The sequence below is a fragment of the Bacillus yunxiaonensis genome (assembly GCF_037104695.1).
Classification (GTDB): domain Bacteria; phylum Bacillota; class Bacilli; order Bacillales; family Bacillaceae_G; genus Bacillus_A; species Bacillus_A yunxiaonensis.
Genome location: NZ_JBAWSV010000004.1, coordinates 288,054 through 309,349 on the forward strand (window position 1 = coordinate 288,054; position 21,296 = coordinate 309,349).

The following is a 21,296-nucleotide window of genomic DNA, read 5'->3' on the forward strand; positions in this document are numbered from 1 at the left end:
AGGAGGTGATAACTTGGAAGGAAGTTATTTTTATTTTTTAGCGTGGATGGGATGGATTGTTGCAACATTTTTTTTGAAAAATGATACGTTTAGACTTTATGTTAGTGTTGCCATTTTACTATTTATTAGTTGTTCGCAAACAATAATTTCAATTTCTTCTTTCACAATCTCAGCAAATGCTCTTTTGCTGGGCGGAATTTCATTTACTGGAATTGCATTATATTCAGTATGGAAAAAAATCTATACTTTACTTTGTGCGCTTATAATTGCAATGCTATATACAAGTTTTTCATTAATAGAATTATACGATCCAATTTGGATTGTTATAAATCGTACATGGATGTTAAGTGGTATTCTCGTTTATACATCTATTTTATTGCATCGAGATCGTCTGTTACGCATATGGGGATTATATGTAGGGGCTTTGCAAGGTGAGGTATTTGTAGCTTTTGTTTTAAAGAACTTCAATTTTCCATATCAACTGGGGAGCCTGCAGTTTTTTAATATGATTGCTGTGTCCACAATGTTCTTTAGTCTTCTATATGGCGTTGGAAAAATAATGACATACACAGGACAATTTAAGCAAAAACAAGTGAAGGAGGGACAAGGGTAGTTTATGAACTCATATACATCGGCCATTTTACTTGGAGTAATTGTTGGGACAGTTACACGAATTTTAATGCTTCAAACTGATACAAGGCAGTATCCAACTCGCTTGCATGGCAAGATTATTCATATTGCCATGGGAATTACTGCATCTGCTCTTGGGGCAGTTGCAATCCCAGCTATTTTGAAAAAAGATTTCTCCGCTATTACATTTCTGACATTAGCAGCATCACAGTTTCGTGATGTGCGTAATATGGAGCGTAACACACTGCAGCAACTAGACGGATATGAGCTTGTCCCGCGGGGGAATACATATATTGAAGGAGTTGCACTTGTGTTTGAGAGCCGTAACTATTTAGCCATGTTAACATCTTTTGTAACCAGCTGTGCGTATTTAGGGTTTAAATCTTGGTATGCCGGTATTTTAGCTGGAATAATAAGTTTTTTTGTTTCGAAAATGTTAATGTCTGGTAAACGGCTGCGAGATCTCGTTGAAATTGAACATGTACCACCGCATTTTGAAGGAGCTGGTCTTTATGTGGATAATATTTATATTATGAATATTGGTTTACCAGCGAGACAAAAAGAAATTATGAAGTATGGTATGGGGTTTATCCTGAAACCAAAGTCTATTGATGCAAAAATAACATTAGCGAATCTAGGGCAAAGGCAGGCCATTTTGCATGATATGTCTGTTGCGCTTGGTATTTATCGAGATTCTGGAACACCAGCACTTGTACCGCTTGCAAAACGGGATTTAAATGATGGAAGAATAGGTGTGTTTGTTTTGCCGCAAGATCAAGATGTGAATAAAGCTATCCAAATTATCGGAAATGTTCCGACGTTAGAAAGTGCCGTTCATATGCCTTCTGAGGCTCCTACAGGAAGGGGAGATAAAGGATGATATTAGAAAAATGCATTCTTGCTGTCATTACAACAATTCCAGAAAAATTCGCTGGCGGCGCTCCATTATTTGTATGTGAGACAGTAGAAGAAATGGAGTTTGTTGCTAATAATTTAGAAGCGATTATAGATGGAATTGCACACCGCTTACAAGAGAACCTATATATTATTGTGAAACATTCTTGAAGTGTGCTATAATATGAGATGTTTTGATATGAAGAGAAATATTCTGGAATGCAAATCCCTTCTTGCACAAAGAAGGGTTTTTTACATAATAACAGAAGCAAATAGAAAGGATGAAAGTATATGCCAAAACCGGTAGTTGCAATAGTAGGACGCCCAAACGTTGGAAAATCTACTATTTTCAATAGAATTGTTGGGGAAAGAGTTTCAATTGTAGAAGATATTCCTGGTGTAACACGAGATCGCATTTATAGTGCAGGAGAATGGTTAAATCATGAGTTTAACATTATTGATACAGGTGGAATTGATATTGGAGACGAGCCATTTTTGACACAAATTCGTCAACAAGCAGAAGTTGCGATTGATGAAGCTGATGTTATCATTTTTATGACGAATGGTCGCGATGGTGTAACAGCAGCGGATGAAGAGGTTGCAAAGATTTTATATCGTTCTAAAAAGCCAGTTGTATTAGCGGTCAACAAAGTAGATAATCCAGAGATGCGCAGTGATATTTATGATTTTTATGCGTTAGGATTTGGAGAGCCGTTTCCGATATCTGGTACACACGGTTTAGGATTAGGTGATTTATTAGATGAAGCAGCAAAACATTTCCCGCAAATTGAAGAAGACGCATACGATGATGAAACAATTAAATTCTGTTTAATTGGTCGTCCGAATGTTGGGAAATCATCAATGGTAAATGCATTGCTTGGTCAAGAGCGTGTAATCGTTAGTAATGTAGCGGGTACAACACGTGATGCAGTTGATACTCCGTACAGTAAAGATGGACAAGATTACGTTATCATTGATACTGCTGGAATGCGTAAAAAAGGAAAAGTATATGAAAGTACCGAAAAATACAGTGTACTTCGCGCGCTTCGAGCAATTGAACGCTCTGACGTTGTTTTAGTTGTTTTAGATGGTGAAGAAGGAATTATTGAACAAGATAAAAAAATTGCTGGATATGCGCATGATTCAGGTCGTGCTGTTATTATCGTTGTAAATAAATGGGATGCGGTTGAAAAAGATGAGAAAACGATGAAGGAATTCGAAGAGAATATCCGTGCTCACTTCCAATTTTTGGATTATGCACCAATCGTATTTTTATCTGCAAAAACGAGAAAACGTACACATACATTGATTCCGGTTATTAATGAGGTAAATGCAAGTCATAGTATTCGTGTACAAACAAACGTATTAAACGACGTGATTATGGATGCTGTTGCAATGAATCCAACACCAACACATAATGGACAACGTTTGAAAATTTTCTATGCAACACAAGTCGCGGTGAAACCACCGACATTTGTTGTATTTGTAAATGATCCAGAGTTACTGCACTTCTCATATGAACGCTTCTTGAAAAATCGTCTGCGCGATGCATTTGGTTTCGTAGGAACACCGATTAAAGTTATTGCAAGAGCACGAGATTAATGGAGAGGATGTGATTTTATGAAAAAAATCACAGTAGTAGGAGCAGGTAGCTGGGGAACGGCGTTAGCAATGGTATTAGCTGACAACGGCCATGATGTACGTCTTTGGGGAAACCGAGTAGAACTCATGAATGAAATTAATGAAAAACATGAAAATAGTCGTTATCTTCCGGGGATTACACTGCCAGCCAGTATTGTTGCTTACTATTCCTTAGAAGAAGCATTAGCAGGGGTGGATACAGTACTTCTCGTTGTACCTACAAAAGCATATAGAGAAGTATTGAAAGATATGAAAGAAATTGTTTCGCAGCCAATTACATGGATTCATGCGAGTAAAGGAATTGAACCAGGAACTTCAAAACGTATTTCGGAAGTGATTGAAGAAGAAATTCCGGCACATCTTATTCGAGATGTTGTTGTCTTATCGGGACCAAGTCATGCAGAAGAAGTTGGATTGCGTCAAGCCACAACAGTTACATCAGCTGCAAAGCGTATGGAAGCAGCTGAAGAAGTTCAGGACTTATTTATGAATAGTTATTTTCGTGTATATACAAACCCAGATATTGTTGGAGTTGAGCTTGGCGGAGCGTTAAAAAATATTATTGCCCTTGCTGCTGGTATTACTGATGGACTTGGTTTAGGTGATAATGCAAAGGCGGCACTTATGACGCGTGGTTTAACGGAAATTGCTCGTTTAGGTCATAAAATGGGTGGGAATCCTTTAACGTTTGCTGGCTTGACAGGTATGGGAGATTTAATTGTAACGTGTACGAGTGTTCATAGTCGAAATTGGCGTGCTGGTAACTTGCTTGGTAAAGGTTGCTCGTTAGACGAAGTGTTAGATAATATGGGAATGGTTGTTGAAGGTGTGCGGACAACAAAAGCTGCATATGAGATGGCAAAGAAAATGAATGTAGACATGCCAATTACAGCTACCTTATATGATGTATTATTTAATGGGAAAAATGTAAAAGATGCTGTTGGAACGCTGATGGGGCGTGTGCGCAAACACGAAGTAGAAGAAATTCCAGATTTGTTGTAAGAAAAGCTGTACAAGTGTAAAGATACACTTGTGCAGCTTTTTCTTATTTTGGGTCTTTTCACCATTCTTTGTTTTCTGCATACCATGAAGTGTAGATTACAAGAGAGGGTGAACAAAGTGGATAATAATTTATTTAACAATATTGAAAAGGAATCGAAAGTAAAAAAAGATGATATTTTTAAATTAGCTTCTTCTGTCCAAAATGCAAATTTGCGAGATGAGCAAGTATTACGTCAGTTAATTCATCAAGTTGCCGCAATGGCAGGAAGAGATGTATCAAAAGAGAAAGAAGATCAAATTGTAAATGCGATTATTAATAATAACATGCCAACCGATTTTAGCTCATTAAGTAAAATGTTTAAAAAATAAAGTACGAGAAACCATTGTTATATATATTGCATACGATATGATGAAGGAATGAATATGAGCTGTTTGTGGGAATATTTGGTCGACCGAAGCGAAGAGGTATCGTTCGCTTCGGTTTTTTATTGGTTTCATCCCGCTATTCGTGGACAGTAAGCCCCCCACCTCAAAATTCAGAGAGAATCGTTGTCCAGCTCTAGCGGCTAGAATCTCCGGTCGTTTCGCTCCCTTGGACGAGGCGAAAAGTGCCTCTCTGCCTTGGGCGTGGGCGTCCTGTGATTCTGAGCGAGCCGCTTCTGCTTTTCTACAGAAGTTAGGTGGAGGATAACTTCTGGCATGTGCCCGATTGGTGAGAGTTTTCCGTCAATGAGGGATGAAGAAAACCACCACTGACGGAAGTTTTACTTTATCATATGTGAATGCATAACGCCGGCCCTTCAGCAGCAGAGTTTCGTTTTGTTTTCAGTTTAAATAGAATAAATGAATTATTTATATTTTTTTAAAAGTTATAATTTGTTAAAATAGTAGAAAAATACATTAAAATAAAGGAGTGTATATATGTCTGTTGGACTTATAAAGATGTGGTTTTCTTTGGGGGCAATGGCTCTTATGTTTATTGCCGTTATTTTCATTTTGTTAAGTCGTCATAAAATAAAGAATTCGTTTTTGAAAGGTTTTACAGCTTTATTTGCATATACATGTATGATTATTTCTGGAGTTATTATTTTTCTTGTTGTATTTAGCGGGCCAATTGAACAATAGAAACTAAAGGACGGATTTTTGATGAAGAAAATACTAATGATTTTCGTATTATGTTGTACTAGTATGCTATCTGGGTGTCTATATCCGAAAGAAAAGGTACAACAAAATGTAGTACCATATGAAGATCAATTACAAGCAGTGCAAACAGCAGTTAATACATATAGAGAACAAAATGATCATATATTGCCTATTAAAACACGCGATATGAATACACCAATCTATCAAAAATATCCGATTGATTTTCAAAAGATTACACCTAGGTTTATGCAAGAACCACCTGGAAATGCTTTTGAAAGCGGAGGTATTTATCAGTATGTATTAGTTGATGTAGAAACAAATCCAACTGTGAAATTAATTGATGTTCGAATGGCTGAACAAATTCGAGATCTAAAGTTGAAACTACAAATCTATCGTGATGAGCATCAATATCCACCGTTTAAAAAAGTAATTACAGATGGTGTGTATGAGCTTGACTATAAAAAAATGGGATATAAAGAAATTCCCCAAGTGGAAAGTCCGTATTCTGGTAAAAACTTACCTTTTGTTATCGATGAGAAAGGTGAGGTGTATATTGATTATCGTATTGATTTATACGACATGTTACAAAAATATGGTGATGAAGTGAAAGAAGGAGAAGATATTCGCCAGTTGTTTGTGAAACATACCCCATTTGTCCCTGTGTATTCTTTGCCGTATACAGTAAAGAACAAAGAACCAATTTTTTTTAAGTGATAAGTCATGAACCTTTCTTCTAACGAATAAGTTCTAGAAGAAGGGTTTTTTACTTCTTGAAACATTCGCATCGCATACAAAAAGTTCTTTTTAAATAGTGATATGAAATTGGGACAAAATCATATGCTGTACAGTCCAAACTACAAGAATAATCATGATTTATTCCCAAAAATGTTGAGGGAGGGAATCACTTGGAAAAGGTTGATATTTTTAAAGATATCGCTGAGCGTACAGGCGGTGATATTTATCTAGGGGTTGTAGGAGCTGTTCGGACAGGAAAATCCACTTTTATTAAGAAATTTATGGAGCTAGTTGTTATTCCTAACATCGAAAACGATTCGGATCGTCAGCGTGCACAAGATGAACTGCCGCAAAGTGCGGCAGGGCGCACAATTATGACCACAGAGCCCAAGTTTGTTCCAAACCAAGCGGTTTCTATCCATGTTGATGACGGACTTGATGTGAATATCCGCTTAGTAGATTGTGTAGGTTATACTGTCCCAGGAGCGAAGGGATATGAAGATGAAAATGGACCACGTATGATTAATACACCGTGGTATGAAGAACCAATTCCATTTCATGAAGCAGCGGAAATTGGGACACGGAAAGTAATTCAAGAACATTCTACAATCGGTGTAGTTATTACAACCGATGGAACAATTGGAGAAATCCCGCGCCGCGACTACATTGAAGCGGAGGCACGGGTTGTAAATGAGTTAAAAGAAGTTGGAAAACCTTTCATTATGATTATTAATACAGTACAGCCATATCATCCTGATACAGAACAACTTCGTCAAAGTCTAGTAGAAGAATATGATATTCCAGTGTTAGCAATGAGCGTAGAAGGGTTAAGAGAAGGTGATGTATACAATGTACTGCGCGAGGCATTATATGAGTTCCCTGTTTTAGAAGTGAATGTAAATCTTCCAAGTTGGGTAATGGTATTAAATGACAACCACTGGCTTCGTCAAAGCTATCAAGAGGCTGTTCAAGAAACCGTAAAAGATATTAAGCGTCTTCGTGATGTTGACCGCGTTGTATGGCAATTTAGTCAATATGAATTTATTGATCGGGCAAGTCTTGCAGGAATTGATATGGGGCAAGGTGTTGCTGAGATAGACTTATACGCACCAGATGAATTATATGATCAAATTTTAAAAGAAGTGGTAGGCGTTGAAATTCGTGGTAGAGATCATTTGTTAAAATTAATGCTTGACCTTGCTCACGCGAAAACAGAATATGATCAAGTTGCAGATGCACTAAAAATGGTAAAACAAACAGGATACGGTGTTGCAGCACCAGCACTAGCAGATATGAGCTTAGATGAACCAGAAATCATTCGACATGGATCGCGCTTTGGGGTGAAATTAAAAGCTGTTGCCCCATCTATTCATATGATTAAAGTCGATGTGGAATCAACATTTGAACCAATTATTGGAACAGAAAAACAAAGTGAAGAGCTTGTTCGCTATTTAATGCAAGATTTCGAAGATGACCCACTTTCTATTTGGAATTCAGATATTTTTGGACGATCACTTAGCTCTATCGTTCGAGAAGGGATTCAGGCAAAATTATCATTAATGCCAGAAAATGCTCGTTATAAATTAAAAGAAACGTTAGAACGAATTATAAATGAAGGATCAGGCGGTTTAATAGCAATTATTTTATAATCGAAAGACTCCTTATTTGGGAGTCTTTTTTTGTTTTTCTCTGAAAAATAAAATGTCATTATCTAATACTTTATAGGTGATTGTCAAGTTTCATCAGTTTTTCGCATTTTCATGGCAACATTTTCTTTAAAAATATTGAATTATAAAGGAGAATCGTATAATATAGGCCTAGATAATGATTTATCTACATCATTGTAGTATAGAATTTGTAAAAATTGCCTACAAATGAAGGTAAGACTCATTTTATGATCATTATACAGTCGTATCTTTGGGAGGAGGTGAATGGCATGAACAAGACAGATTTAATCAATGCTGTTGCAGAAGCAAGTTCCCTTTCTAAAAAGGATGCAACAAAAGCAGTTGACGCTGTTTTTGATTCCATCTTAGAAGCTTTAAAGCAAGGTGATAAAGTACAACTTATCGGATTTGGTAACTTCGAAGTTCGTGAGCGTGCGGCTCGTAAAGGACGCAACCCACAAACTGGTGAGGAGATTGAAATCGCGGCAAGCAAAGTACCTGCATTCAAACCTGGTAAAGCGCTAAAAGATGCGGTTAAATAATCCTTACATATTTACAGGGAAGAAGAGTTTCCTTATTGGAAACTCTTCTTTTTGCATTTAAAAACATATATATGCTAGAATGTGTTCGTAGTATTTTTAGGTTTTATTCGGGAGGGCTAGCGGATGGCAAATGTAAACTTAGAGCAAATCGAACATGCAGTACGCCTTATTTTAGAAGCAATTGGGGACGACCCAAATCGTGAGGGAGTATTAGATACACCAAAACGTGTTGCAAAGATGTATGCAGAAGTATTTTCTGGTATGCATGAAGATCCAAAAGAACATTTACATAAAGTGTTTGGTGAAGAGCATGAAGAACTTGTATTGGTAAAAGACATTCCGTTCTTTTCTATGTGTGAGCATCATCTTGTTCCGTTTTATGGCGTTGCTCATGTTGCATATATTCCACGTGGTGGAAAAGTAACAGGGTTAAGTAAATTGGCACGTACAGTAGATACAGTTGCACGTCGACCACAATTACAAGAACGAATTACATCAACAGTAGCAGATTCTATTATGGAAGTGTTAGAGCCGCATGGTGTAATGGTTGTTGTAGAAGCAGAGCATATGTGCATGACAATGCGCGGTGTGAAAAAACCTGGTGCGAAAACTGTAACAACTGCAGTGCGTGGTGTGTTAGAAACAGACGCACCAGCACGTGCGGAGATTCTATCTTTTATTAAGACGAATTAGTAGGAAAGCAGGAGACTGCTTTTCTTTTTTTATCCCGCATGAACGGGAAGTAAGACCCCCACTGATGGAAGTTACACTTTATGCCAATTTAACAGTCAGAATAAGGGGAAATAAAGAGCAATTTTTACTTTGTTTCGTTTCGTCAAGTTTTCTTTATAGAAAAATGAATGAATGTGTTATAATAGATTTTATGAATTAGAAAACAAGGGTGATTTTTGTGGGTAACATCTACGGAGGGTTTACGGATATAAAGGAGCAGCTATATAAGAAACTACGCCATCCTTATTTTATAAAATATATTGAAGAACCAGTTATTGATGAAAAAAAATTAGCGTTCTTATATTCCATTTTAAAAAGTGCAAACTTACATAGAGAGCAAATTGAACATTACGTAGTAACCATTATGCTTGTACAAATTGCTTTAGATACACATGAAAAGGTATCAAATAAAGAGGAGACGGATGGGTTTCATAAGCGGCGCCAACTAACAGTATTAGCAGGTGATTATTACAGCGGACTATATTATTATTTACTTTCAATGAATCATGATATTACACTCATTCGTGCGTTGGCAGAAGGTATTAAACAGATTAATGAACACAAAATTATGTTATATCAGCAAACATATGAAACGATAGAAGAAATGTTAAGTAGTGTAGGGATGATTGAATCGGCTCTTTTACAAAAAACATGTGATCATTTTCAAGTGACACATGTAAAGTCAACAATTAACAATATGTTGGCAATAGCTCGTTTGCAAACTGAGTACCAAATATTCTTGAAGAAAGAATCGTCGCCAGTATTTACGATGTTTCAAAAGATTTTATCTTCTGACGATAAAACGAAAGTGGAAAACGTATACAACGAATCGATAAAAAAGATACGAAGTCAAATTGATATTTTGATGCAAGATGATACAGGAATTGAAACATTTTTTTCCACATTGAAAGAGGCGACTTGAGTATTTTGAATTTTACAGTTGGAAGAAGGGTAAAAGCATGCAACAATCAAAAGAAGAAAGAGTACATGACGTATTTGAGAAGATATACAATAAATACGATGTAATGAATTCAGTTATTAGCTTTCAAAGACATAAAAAATGGCGCAAAGAAACGATGCAAATTATGGACGTTCAACCTGGCAGCACAGCGCTTGATGTATGTTGTGGAACGGCTGACTGGACGATTGCACTTGCTGATGCGGTCGGTTCCAATGGAAAAGTATATGGATTGGATTTTAGTAAAAATATGCTTTCGGTTGGAAAAGAGAAAGTGGAAGCTTTACAATTGGATCAAGTAGAATTAATTCATGGTAATGCAATGGAACTACCCTTTGAGGATGACATGTTTGATTATGTCACAATTGGATTTGGACTACGAAATGTGCCGGATTATATGCAGGTATTAAAAGAGATGACTCGTGTTGTAAAACCGGGTGGGAAGGTTATTTGCTTAGAAACATCGCAGCCGACAATGATTGGAATTCGACAAGGATATCTTTTATATTTTAAATACATTATGCCTTTATTCGGAAAGTTATTTGCTAAAAGTTATAAAGAATATTCGTGGTTACAAGAATCAGCAAGCTCATTTCCAGGAATGAAAGAATTGGCTCGTATGTTTGAAGAAGCTGGACTTGAACAAGTAAGAGTAAAGCCGTTTACTTTTGGAGTAGCAGCAATGCACTTAGGTTATAAGCCGAAGTAAAGTGAAACTTCCATCAGTGGGGGCTTCATCCCCAACTGATGGTTAGTTGAACGAATCGGGCTCTAATGGGCGGTTCTCTCCCGTCTATCTTTATTTTTTTGTTTCCTCATAATCTTGAGGTGGGAGTTTTACTTCCCGTTAAAGCGGGATAAAAAAAGAAAAGAAGTTTTAGGTTAAGGTGAACGATATGAAGTTACAACTTATGTATTCTTTTTTACGATCGGATATTGATAAAATTGAGAAAGAGTTAAAAGTGGTTGTTGCTTCTGAGCAACAACTGCTTGAAGAAGCTGCGTTGCAACTGATTGAGGCCGGTGGAAAACGAATCCGACCTGTTTTCGTTCTGCTTGCGGGGAAATTTGGAAATTATAAACTTGATGTAATTAAACATGTTGCGGTTGCATTAGAGCTTATTCATATGGCTTCTCTTGTGCACGACGATGTAATTGATGCTGCTCTTTTAAGAAGAGGAAGTGCGACTGTAAATGCAAACTGGGGCGATCGTATTGCAATGTATACAGGTGATTATTTGTTTGCAAAGTCTCTAGAGTGCATTACAAATTTAGAAAGTCCAGAAGTACATAAAGCATTATCGCATACGATTCTTGAAGTGTGTAAAGGAGAAATTGAGCAAATTAAAGATAAGTATGACTTTGGACAAAATTTACGAACGTATTTACGTCGTATTAAACGAAAAACAGCGCTTTTAATTGCCGCGAGTTGCCAATTAGGAGCGATTGCATCTGGTGCATGCCGTGATACAGTGAATCGTTTATTTTGGTATGGTTACTTTGTTGGCATGTCTTATCAAATTATTGATGATATTTTAGATTTTGTATCGACAGAAGAAAAGCTTGGAAAACCGGCGGGCGGAGATTTATTGCAAGGTAATATTACACTTCCTGCTTTATATGCGATGGAAGATCCTAAACTTCGCGAGAGAATTGTTCGAGTTAATGAAAATACGCCTACAAATGAAATGAAAGAAATTATTGAAGCGGTCAAAAATAGTAATGCAATTGATCAAGCTTTTGCATTTAGTGAAAGATATTTACATAAAGCATTAGAAGTTATTAAGCCGTTGCCTCGTAGCCAGGCGAAATTGGCATTGCAAAATGTTGCAAAGTATATAGGGAAACGTAAATTTTAAATGTTTTTCGAGGAAAATAATAATCTTCTCCATTTCAAAACTGTTGCACAATTTTGATAACGGTGATACTATGTGTTTGGGGATGTACAATTACATACATAATAGGAAGTGGAGAGATTTATTATGGAAAAAACGTTTTTAATGGTAAAACCAGATGGTGTACAGCGTGCAGTCATTGGGGAGATTGTTGCTAGATTTGAAAGAAAGGGCTTTCAATTAGTTGGTGCTAAGCTTATGCAAGTAACACCAGAGATTGCTGGACAGCACTATGCTGAACATAAAGAGAGACCTTTCTTCGGTGAATTAGTAGATTTCATTACATCTGGACCTGTTTTTGCAATGGTATGGCAAGGTGAAGGTGTTGTTGAGACAGCTCGTAACATGATGGGGAAAACAAGACCAAATGAAGCTGCACCTGGTACAATTCGCGGTGACCTTGGAGTAACTGTTGCGAAAAACATTATTCATGGCTCAGATTCTCTTGAAAGTGCAGAGCGTGAAATTGGTATTTTCTTTAACAAAGAAGAGCTAGTTGAGTATTCTAGATCAATGAATGAGTGGATTTACTAATTATTTCGAAATAATTTGTAAACGCTTTAAAATATAGCGGGAAAGCGCAAGAAAGGATGGTTACATTCCTTCTTGCGCTTTTTTTGTTTCGTATTATGTAAATCTATTTTGATTTATATATATAAGTCATTGCTATGCAGAATAAAAAGTGATCTGCACTTGTTTTCTTTGTTTTCGTATTGCAAGTGGCAGGAAAAGGTGCTGACTGTTTCTATGCATGGTCAGATGCCCTCGCCCACCTAAAAAGAAAGCGGTTTTTATGTCGTTTTTTCAATTTGTACTTATATAGTTACGAATCAATAGAGGTTATGATATAGTGTTACATAAATACTGAAATAAAGGGGAGTAACCGATGCGATATATAACAGCTGGTGAATCTCACGGACCACAACTAACGACAATATTAGAGGGGATTCCGGCAGGTTTATCTTTAGTAGCGGATGACATTAATACAGAATTAGCAAGAAGACAAAAAGGGCATGGGCGCGGACGCCGCATGCAGATTGAAAAGGATCAAGCTCAAATTTTAAGTGGTGTTCGTCATGGATATACAATTGGTGCACCAATTACGCTCGTTGTTGAAAATCGTGATTTTGCACATTGGACAAAAATTATGGGAGCAGAACCATTGACAGAGGCAGAGTCAAAAGAAATGAAACGACAAATTACACGACCTCGTCCAGGGCATGCGGATTTAAATGGTGCGATTAAATATGGTCATCGCGATATGCGCAATGTATTAGAGCGTTCTTCAGCTAGAGAAACAACAGTTCGTGTAGCTGCTGGAGCTGTTGCAAAGCGCATTCTAGAAGAATTGGGTATAAAAGTAGCAGGGCATGTAATTGAAATTGGAGGAGTGAAAGCGGAGAAGCAGTCGTATAACTCTATTGAAGAGTTACAAACGATTACAGAGGCATCTCCTGTTCGTTGTTTAGATGAAGAAGCAGCGCAGAAAATGATGCAAGCAATTGATGATGCAAAAACAAGCGGAGATTCTATCGGAGGAATCGTCGAAGTTGTTGTAGAAGGTATGCCAGTTGGTGTTGGAAGTTATGTGCATTATGATCGTAAATTAGATGCAAAACTTGCTGCTGCAATCATGAGTATTAATGCATTTAAAGGTGTAGAGATTGGGATTGGTTTTGAGGCAGCGCATAAGCCAGGAAGTCTTGTTCATGACGAGATTTTATGGGATAAAGATAATGGATATACGAGACGTACAAATAATGCAGGTGGATTAGAGGGCGGTATGACGACAGGTATGCCAGTTGTTGTTCGCGGAGTCATGAAACCAATTCCAACTTTATATAAACCACTGCAAAGTATTGATATTGATACGAAAGAAGCATTTCAAGCAAGTATTGAGCGTTCTGATAGCTGTGCTGTACCAGCAGCAAGTGTTGTAGCGGAAGCTGTTGTAGCTTGGGAACTGGCTACAGCCGTGATTGAACAATTTGGGACGGATCGCATTGATTTAATTCGTGAAAATATTGAGAAACATAATGAATATGCGAGGGAATTTTGATGAAGACAATACAGATTCAAACAGGTTCCAAACAATATAATGTGTATGTTGGAAATCATGCCTTGTTACAATTATCAAAGATTATAGAAAATATGAAACCAGCTGTTTCAAATATTCTATTGATTTCTGATGAAACGGTAGCTTCATTCCATCTAGATGAAGTGAAAAATACTTTGCAATTAGAAAAAGATGTGTTTTCATTTGTTATTCCGAGTGGTGAAAAAGAAAAATCGTTTGAAAATTATTATGCGGTTCAAACGTTTGCGCTTGAAAAAGGTTTAGATCGCCATTCGCTTATTATTGCACTTGGCGGTGGAATGATTGGAGATTTAGCGGGATTTGTTGCGGCGACGTTTATGAGAGGTATTCGATTTGTACAGGTACCAACAACGTTACTTGCGCATGATAGTGCAGTTGGAGGTAAGGTTGCAATCAATCATCCGCTTGGGAAAAATATGATTGGTGCATTTCATCAGCCAGAGGCGGTGATTTACCATACTCCGTTTTTAAATTCTCTTCCAGAAAAAGAATGGCGCTCTGGTTTTGCAGAAGTAATTAAACATTCGTTTATCGGGGATGTAGAATTATATCATTGGCTGCGCGAAGAAGTGAAAACATTAACTGATTTAAGAGATGATAAGTTAATTTATACACTGCAACGTGCGATTCCAGTAAAAGCAAAAATTGTTGCAGAGGATGAAACTGAAAAAGGTGTTCGCGCTTACTTGAATTTTGGGCATACACTTGGACATGCTCTGGAAAAAGAGATGGGATATGGAAACATAACACATGGTGATGGTGTTGCAATCGGCATGTTATTTGCCATCTTTTTAAGTGAACAAATATATGAAAAAGACCTTCAATATAGAGAAATCAAACGGTGGTTTACTGCATATGGCTATCCGAACATGCCAAGTAAACTTGATGTGAATCGTCTTGTTCAAGTGATGAAACAAGATAAAAAAGCAAATGGTGGGACAATTCGTATGGTTCTTATGCAGGAGATTGGGGTAGTGGATGTCGTATCTATTTCAGATGAGACCGTCCGAATGGCTTTAGAAGCATTTCAAAGAGAGGAGGAGTCTATTTGATTCGCGCGATTCGCGGCGCAATTACAGTCGATTGTAATGAAATAGAGGGAATATTGACTGCAACAGAGCGTTTAGTGAAAGAAATGGCAAGCAATAATAGAGTTTCTCCTATTGATATTGTATCTGTATTAATTTCCACAACAGCAGATATAAATGCATGTTTTCCGGCAGCTGCATTAAGACGTATTGAGGAGTGGTCTTATGTACCGGTCATGTGCATGCAAGAAATAGAAGTGCCAAATGCTCTTGAGAAATGTATTCGCGTTATGATGACGGTTATGACAAATAAACAACAGCATGAAATTTACCATGTCTATTTAGAGAAAGCGGTGCAGCTAAGGCCCGATTTACAAAAATGATAGGGGGAATTTGAATGAAGGTAAAAGAGCAATTATTGTCGTTAAAAGCGTATGTGCCTGGGAGAAATATTGAAGAAGTAAAGAGGCAATATGGGTTATCTAAAATTGTGAAACTAGCATCAAATGAAAATCCATTCGGATGTTCAAAACGTGTTTCTGAAGCTTTGATATCATTAGATGGACAATATGCGCTTTATCCAGATGGTGCAGCGTATGCTCTTCGTGAAAAACTAGCAGATCATCTTCATGTAAAAAGAGAACAAATTTTACTTGGCAGCGGCTTAGATGAAGTGATTCAAATGATTAGTCGTGCTCTGTTACAAGAGGGAACAAATGTTGTCATGGCAAAGCCGACATTTTCACAATACCGTCATCATGCAGTAATTGAAAAAGCTGAAGTACGTGAAGTGCCTTTAAAAGAGGGGACACATGATTTAGAGGCAATGCTTGCGCAAGTTGATGAGCATACACGTATCATATGGATTTGTAACCCTAATAATCCGACGGGAACGTACGTTTCGATGGAGCGGTTACGTTCATTCTTAGAAGCAGTTCCGAAAACAGCACTTGTTATTATGGATGAAGCATACTATGAGTATGCAGGGGCTGAAGATTATCCGCAAACATTACCACTTCTAGAGAAGTATGAAAATCTTATGGTGTTACGTACGTTTTCAAAAGCATACGGATTAGCATCATTTCGTATTGGTTATGCAGTCGGAAATGAAAACTTAATGCGTTCGTTAGAGGTAGCAAGATTACCATTTAATACGTCATCAATTGCACAGGTAGTTGCGCAAGCCGCGATAGAAGATCAAGCGTTTTTGCAAGAGTGTGTGAAAGTAAATAATAAAGGATTACAGCAATATTACGATTTTTGTGAGAAGTATCAAGTGTTTTATTATCCATCACAGGCGAATTTTATCTTTTTAGAGCTTGGTCTCCCAGGGGATGAAGTATTTGAAAGGTTACTACAAAAAGGATACATCGTTCGTTCTGGTGGCCCGCTTGGTTTACCAAATGGTATTCGTATTACGGTTGGAACGAAAGAAGAGAATGCAGAGATTATTGCGGTTCTTACTGAACTTGTAGAAGAGAATTTAGAAAAAGAAGAGACATACTCATAAGAAAAAGAAACGGCTCCATTATTAGGAGTCGTTTCTTTTCATTCTATTTGCGTAAAGAAGAAGGAAAGAAGTACAATAAAGTGAAACTTCCATCTGTGTGGAGGATTCTTCATCCCACACAGATGAAAAGCTCTCACCAATCGGGCTCTTCCTGCCCAAAAGCATTAGGATAAAAAAAGAGTGCATATGTGAACATGAATAGGGGTGATAGAGGTGAAACGATTAACAAAGCTTAAGAACGGATTAAATGGAACGATTTTTGTTCCTGGGGATAAATCCATTTCGCACCGTGCTGTTATGTTTGGAGCAATCGCAGAAGGAACAACGAAGATTACAAATTTTCTTCAGGGTGAAGATTGTTTAAATACGATTGCTTGCTTTCAAAAGTTAGGAATTAAGATTGAGCAAAATGGTAACGATGTCACTGTATATGGAAAAGGGTTACAAAGACTAGTAGAACCGACAGAAGTATTAGATGTTGGAAATTCAGGAACGACAATTCGGTTGATGCTTGGTATACTAGCAAATGCATCATTTCATTGTACAGTTATCGGAGATCCTTCAATTGGAAAGCGTCCGATGAAACGTGTTACAGAACCCCTTCGTCAAATGGGCGCTAAAATTGATGGAAGAGAAGATGGACAATATACGCCTCTTTCTATTCGAGGAGGAAATATAAAAGGCATACATTATCGTTCACCCGTGGCAAGTGCACAGGTGAAATCAGCTGTTTTACTTGCAGGGCTACAAGGAGAAGGCGTGACAACTGTGACAGAACCATTACAATCTCGTGATCACACAGAGCGTATGTTACGTACATTTGGTTGCTGTGTTACTGTTGATGGATTAACTGTCTCATTAGAAGGTGGACAAAAGCTTTCTGCGGCGAATATTGAGGTGCCAGGAGATATCTCTTCAGCTGCCTTTTTCTTAGTTGCAGGTGCAATTGTACCAAATAGTAAAGTTGTATTAAAAAACGTGGGGTTAAATCCGACAAGAACTGGAATTCTTGATGTGTTATCACAAATGGGAGCGAATTTGTCAATAGATAATATTCGTAATGAAGAGTTTGAGCCATGCGGTGATATTACAATTGAAACCTCACAATTAAGAGGAATAGAAGTTAGCGGTACGCTTATTCCTAAATTAATTGATGAAATTCCAATTTTAGCGCTGTTAGCAACCCAAGCAGAAGGGACAACTGTGATTAAAGATGCGGAAGAATTAAAAGTAAAAGAAACGAATCGTATTGATACAGTTGTAAATGAATTAAAAAAACTAGGAGCACATATTGAAGCAACAGAAGATGGTATGATTGTGCATGGTAAAACGCAATTACATGGAAACGTGGTAAATAGCCACGGTGATCATCGTATCGGTATGATGCTAGGCATTGCATCGTGTATAGCAGACGGAGAAGTTATAATTGAAAATAGTGAGGCAGTAGCTGTGTCATATCCGAACTTCTTTGAACAGTTACATATGCTGCAAAACTAAAAGAATCTTTTCTTTTTGAGAAGGTTCTTTTCTTCTTCACACTGTTGCTTACATAGAGACAGTTGTTTATTATGGAATTTACATAAGTATTTATATAAAGGAGAAAGTTATGCAAAAGTTTGAACAAGCTGTTACATATATTGAAAACGGTGAAGTAGAGAAAGGATTACAACTATTAGCAGAGCAAGTAAAACAAGGAACAGATGAAGAGAAATATGATATTGCTCGTTATTACTATACACTAGGATTTGTAGATCAAGCGCTAGAAATAGTAGAAGATTTACGCTTGTTGTACCCGGAAGAAAGTGAATTTACGCTATTTTTAGCAGAGTTATATATTGATTTAGACAAAGAAGATGAAGCGATTGAAGTCCTTCACGATATTCAAGAGAATGATGAATTATATGTTCAATCTCTTCTCCTTGCGTCTGATTTATATCAAATGCAAGGTTTTGATGAAGTAGCAGAACAAAAATTGTTAAAAGCGAAAGCGATGATGCCAGATGAGCCGGTAATTGCTTTTGGACTTGGGGAATTGTATAGCAGTAAAGGAGAAGATAGTAAAGCAATTCCATATTATGAATCATTACTCCCAGAACATAAAGTGATGGGCGGGGTTGTTGTTCCGCTTCGATTGGCTGAGAATTTAAGTGCACTTGGACAATGGGCTGAAGCAATTTCTTATTACGAGGAAGGTTTAGAAGAGCAGAAGGATATTCATTCTTTATTTGGATTTGCATTTACCTTGTATCAAGGAGAACAGTACCAAAGAGCAATTAGTGTATGGGAAGAATTAAAAGAATTAGATCCAGAATATGCATCTTTATATATATATTTGGCGAAATGCTACGAAAAAGAAGGTATGCTTCAAGAAAGTTATGAAACACTTCAAGAAGGAATAAAAATTGACGAATTATCGATACCATTCTATGTAGAGTTTGCTAACGTTGCAGCGAAGCTAGGGAAAAGATATGAAGCGGAAGATGCACTTAAGAAAGCATTAGCGATTGATCCTTCTCATTTAGGGGCTACATTAAAGTATTCATACATCTTAAAGGAAGAAGAAAGGTATGAAGAGGTGATTGCTGTTGTAGAAAAAGCTATCGATAATGGGGAAATGGACACGCAATTACTTTGGGATATTGCACATGCAAAAAAACAATTAGAATTGTATTCGGATGCATTAAAACATTACCAAAGTGCATATACTTCTTTTAAGAATCATCCAGATTTCTTGGAGGAGTACGGTTACTTCTTGCTAGAAGAAGGATTGCGAAAAGAGGCGAAAGAAGTATTTACACGTTTATTACAGCTAGATCCGACACAAACTCATATAGAAGAATTATTATATAATTTAGAGGATTTTTCATAAGTTGGAAGGAAACTGAATGCTGCTTCTTGAATGTAAAAAGAAAAAAGAAGGACAGAGGAGGGATTAAGCGCTATGAATACCCCTGTTTCTGTGAATGAAAAGAAAGATTTTGTAAAATGGTTTTTAAATAATTATCAACTGAAACAGCGAGAATGTGTTTGGATTTTAAATTATTTAATGAGTCATGATCAATTAATGGATAAGGTACATTTTGTAGAGCATGCGAAATATTGTCCGCGTGGGTTGGTAATGTCAGCAAATTGCGTGAAAGATTTACCGTTTCATTTTTATAAACAAAATGTAATGACGACTGATGCGGAAAAATCATTTCATGATATTCGCTTAAACAGAGATGAAGATATTTATATTCAGCTCAACTTTAAATCATCTTTTCAAAATGCGAATTATGTGGCAGTGCTAGAAGAAAATCCATACTTACCGAAGAATATCGAAGTAAATGAAAAAGATCGTTTATTAGCAGAGCGATTTTTAGAAGAAAGTGTATATTCGTTTCGGAAAGAACGACTTTTGAAATTAATTGATGAAGCGCTTGATACTCATGATGAAGAAGCATTCCGCAAATTAACAGATGAGTTAAAACACTTATAAACTTCTCTGTGAAAAGTAATTATGAAAATTTTTAGACTATTAAAAAGAAAAACCGTCTTTTATAGATGGTTTTTCTTTTTTTACCTTTATCTGTATGGTTTAATAGAAATAGAGTGAACTTTCTGTATGATTAGTTGAACCGCTCGGGCTCTTATGGGTAATTATTGCTTATTTTCTCAATAGAATCATACTGGCCGTTAGAGTGGGAGTAAGGGAAAAAGGGGGCTATTAAGTGTGAAGTGGGCTGTAGCAGATGTAGTAGAATACGAACAGGCAAGAGAATATATTGATACGGGGATTATACCACTTCTTTCAATTTCCTTTGAAAAGGGGATGAAGGAAACAGCCGTAGAAGGAGAATTTATTTCTGCTTTAACGAGAGAGTTAGAGAGGGAGTATAAAGGGAGAGTATTTTTATTACCAGCATTTACGTATGTAGAAGGATGTGTAAGTGAACAGCGGCGTTTACAAGAGTGGACGAATTACCTGAAAGATAAAGGTTTGCAGCATATTGCGCTGATTACGAGTGATTTTTCTTGGAAAGAAATGGAGCATGAATTAACAGAACCGCTATTTTGTTTACAAGCACTGCCGCTAGACCAGCTTAGTGATCAAACAAAAAGGGAACTAATTCATGCACAAATAAAAAATATTATGGAAATATTTACTGAAAAGTGGGAAAATAAATAATAAATTGATAGTTTAGATAATTGTGAGTAGTATGATATTGACCAATGTAGTAGGGTATTATATCATGATAGTGTCCTAGTTTTTATCTTTTATATTAGTTTTTCACGGGGGACAATTTCTGATAGAGGGGGGAAATTTTCGTGAGTGAGAAAGAACACAGGGTGTCAAGAAGACAGTTTTTAAACTACACTCTTACAGGTGTAGGAGGATTTATGGCAGCAGGTATTTTAATGCCAATGACGCGTTTTGCGCTTGATCCAGTTTTAAGGAAAGAAGCAGGGGGAGAGATGGTTGCAGTCGCACAGGTAAAGGATATTACGTCTGAACCGAAACGCTTCGACTTTAAAGTAAAACAAGTTGACGGTTGGTATAAATCAGACGAACCAAAGTCAGCTTGGATTCACAAAGATGAAAGCGGAGACATTGTAGCATTTTCTCCAATTTGTAAACATTTAGGGTGTACGGTGAACTGGAATTCGGACAAGGCACATCCAAATCAATTCTATTGTCCGTGCCACGGAGGGCGTTATACAAAAGATGGTATAAATATAAAAGGAACACCGCCTCTTGCTCCGCTTGATGTGTATCAATCACAGGTGAAAGATGGGACGCTTTATTTAGGTAAAGCGAAGCCAAGAGGGGGGGCGAAATAA

Annotated in this window: 24 protein-coding genes; all 24 read left to right on the forward strand. The window is 37.0% G+C overall.

The genetic code is table 11. The features are described 5' to 3' along the window. Positions 1 to 13 precede the first annotated feature (13 nt). The 24 genes from WAX78_RS13575 (at position 14) to WAX78_RS13690 (ending at position 21,296) form a co-directional block, all read left to right on the forward strand. Entirely contained in the window at positions 14 to 613 is a 600-nt protein-coding gene (locus WAX78_RS13575) for a YphA family membrane protein (RefSeq protein WP_336482790.1), read from the forward strand. 3 nt (positions 614 to 616) lie between these two features. Continuing rightward, complete coding sequence (locus tag WAX78_RS13580; RefSeq protein ID WP_336482791.1) at positions 617 to 1,510, forward strand: YIEGIA family protein; 894 nt, start codon at positions 617 to 619, stop codon at positions 1,508 to 1,510. Then, positions 1,507 to 1,695 carry a capping complex subunit for YIEGIA gene (locus WAX78_RS13585; protein WP_230574009.1) on the forward strand — a complete coding sequence of 63 codons (189 nt, stop codon included), beginning with the start codon at positions 1,507 to 1,509 and terminating at the stop codon, positions 1,693 to 1,695. Before WAX78_RS13580 ends, WAX78_RS13585 begins: the two co-directional genes overlap by 4 nt. Positions 1,696 to 1,815: 120 nt before the next feature. Continuing rightward, positions 1,816 to 3,126, forward strand: coding sequence for a ribosome biogenesis GTPase Der (der, locus tag WAX78_RS13590; RefSeq protein ID WP_336482792.1), 1,311 nt, complete (start codon positions 1,816 to 1,818; stop codon positions 3,124 to 3,126). 18 nt (positions 3,127 to 3,144) lie between these two features. Continuing rightward, positions 3,145 to 4,167 (forward strand): NAD(P)H-dependent glycerol-3-phosphate dehydrogenase, encoded by a 1,023-nt coding sequence (locus WAX78_RS13595; protein ID WP_336482793.1) that lies wholly within the window; start codon positions 3,145 to 3,147, stop codon positions 4,165 to 4,167. Between the two features lie 117 nt (positions 4,168 to 4,284). Further along, entirely contained in the window at positions 4,285 to 4,536 is a 252-nt protein-coding gene (locus WAX78_RS13600; protein WP_336483023.1) for a stage VI sporulation protein F, read from the forward strand. A 552-nt stretch (positions 4,537 to 5,088) separates the two neighbouring features. Next, positions 5,089 to 5,292 carry a DUF2768 domain-containing protein gene (locus tag WAX78_RS13605; protein ID WP_336482794.1) on the forward strand — a complete coding sequence of 68 codons (204 nt, stop codon included), beginning with the start codon at positions 5,089 to 5,091 and terminating at the stop codon, positions 5,290 to 5,292. A gap of 21 nt (positions 5,293 to 5,313) precedes the next feature. Beyond that, a complete protein-coding gene (locus WAX78_RS13610) occupies positions 5,314 to 6,024 on the forward strand; it encodes a hypothetical protein (RefSeq protein ID WP_336482795.1) in 711 nt (236 codons plus the stop codon). A gap of 191 nt (positions 6,025 to 6,215) precedes the next feature. Next, a complete protein-coding gene (spoIVA, locus tag WAX78_RS13615) occupies positions 6,216 to 7,694 on the forward strand; it encodes a stage IV sporulation protein A (RefSeq protein ID WP_336482796.1) in 1,479 nt (492 codons plus the stop codon). A gap of 287 nt (positions 7,695 to 7,981) precedes the next feature. After that, a complete protein-coding gene (locus WAX78_RS13620; protein ID WP_001043860.1) occupies positions 7,982 to 8,254 on the forward strand; it encodes an HU family DNA-binding protein in 273 nt (90 codons plus the stop codon). A gap of 123 nt (positions 8,255 to 8,377) precedes the next feature. Further along, on the forward strand, positions 8,378 to 8,947 hold the full coding sequence (gene folE, locus WAX78_RS13625; RefSeq protein ID WP_154709048.1) for a GTP cyclohydrolase I FolE: 570 nt from the start codon (positions 8,378 to 8,380) through the stop codon (positions 8,945 to 8,947). Positions 8,948 to 9,164: 217 nt separating this feature from the next. After that, positions 9,165 to 9,908, forward strand: coding sequence for a heptaprenyl diphosphate synthase component 1 (locus WAX78_RS13630; RefSeq protein ID WP_336482797.1), 744 nt, complete (start codon positions 9,165 to 9,167; stop codon positions 9,906 to 9,908). 37 nt (positions 9,909 to 9,945) lie between these two features. Then, entirely contained in the window at positions 9,946 to 10,653 is a 708-nt protein-coding gene (locus tag WAX78_RS13635) for a demethylmenaquinone methyltransferase (RefSeq protein WP_336482798.1), read from the forward strand. Between the two features lie 187 nt (positions 10,654 to 10,840). Then, entirely contained in the window at positions 10,841 to 11,803 is a 963-nt protein-coding gene (gene hepT / locus WAX78_RS13640) for a heptaprenyl diphosphate synthase component II (protein ID WP_336482799.1), read from the forward strand. 123 nt (positions 11,804 to 11,926) lie between these two features. After that, positions 11,927 to 12,373: a nucleoside-diphosphate kinase gene (ndk, locus tag WAX78_RS13645; RefSeq protein ID WP_336482800.1), complete on the forward strand. Its 447-nt coding sequence runs from the start codon at positions 11,927 to 11,929 to the stop codon at positions 12,371 to 12,373. A gap of 352 nt (positions 12,374 to 12,725) precedes the next feature. Next, a complete protein-coding gene (gene aroC / locus WAX78_RS13650) occupies positions 12,726 to 13,898 on the forward strand; it encodes a chorismate synthase (protein WP_336482801.1) in 1,173 nt (390 codons plus the stop codon). Beyond that, positions 13,898 to 14,989, forward strand: a complete 1,092-nt coding sequence (gene aroB, locus WAX78_RS13655) for a 3-dehydroquinate synthase (RefSeq protein WP_336482802.1) — start codon at positions 13,898 to 13,900, stop codon at positions 14,987 to 14,989. Before aroC ends, aroB begins: the two co-directional genes overlap by 1 nt. After that, on the forward strand, positions 14,986 to 15,348 hold the full coding sequence (gene aroH, locus WAX78_RS13660; protein WP_336482803.1) for a chorismate mutase: 363 nt from the start codon (positions 14,986 to 14,988) through the stop codon (positions 15,346 to 15,348). The genes aroB and aroH overlap by 4 nt, the downstream gene beginning before the upstream one ends. 14 nt (positions 15,349 to 15,362) lie before the next feature. Further along, a complete protein-coding gene (gene hisC / locus WAX78_RS13665) occupies positions 15,363 to 16,475 on the forward strand; it encodes a histidinol-phosphate transaminase (RefSeq protein WP_336482804.1) in 1,113 nt (370 codons plus the stop codon). Positions 16,476 to 16,682: 207 nt separating this feature from the next. Next, on the forward strand, positions 16,683 to 17,972 hold the full coding sequence (gene aroA / locus WAX78_RS13670) for a 3-phosphoshikimate 1-carboxyvinyltransferase (protein WP_336483024.1): 1,290 nt from the start codon (positions 16,683 to 16,685) through the stop codon (positions 17,970 to 17,972). A 109-nt stretch (positions 17,973 to 18,081) separates the two neighbouring features. Then, the gene (locus WAX78_RS13675; RefSeq protein WP_336482805.1) at positions 18,082 to 19,344 is read left to right on the forward strand and encodes a tetratricopeptide repeat protein; all 1,263 of its coding nucleotides are present in this window, start codon (positions 18,082 to 18,084) and stop codon (positions 19,342 to 19,344) included. Positions 19,345 to 19,416: 72 nt separating this feature from the next. Further along, a complete protein-coding gene (locus tag WAX78_RS13680; protein WP_336482806.1) occupies positions 19,417 to 19,953 on the forward strand; it encodes a ReoY family proteolytic degradation factor in 537 nt (178 codons plus the stop codon). Between the two features lie 234 nt (positions 19,954 to 20,187). Beyond that, positions 20,188 to 20,643: a YpiF family protein gene (locus WAX78_RS13685; RefSeq protein ID WP_336482807.1), complete on the forward strand. Its 456-nt coding sequence runs from the start codon at positions 20,188 to 20,190 to the stop codon at positions 20,641 to 20,643. A 140-nt stretch (positions 20,644 to 20,783) separates the two neighbouring features. Further along, complete coding sequence (locus WAX78_RS13690) at positions 20,784 to 21,296, forward strand: QcrA and Rieske domain-containing protein (protein ID WP_336482808.1); 513 nt, start codon at positions 20,784 to 20,786, stop codon at positions 21,294 to 21,296.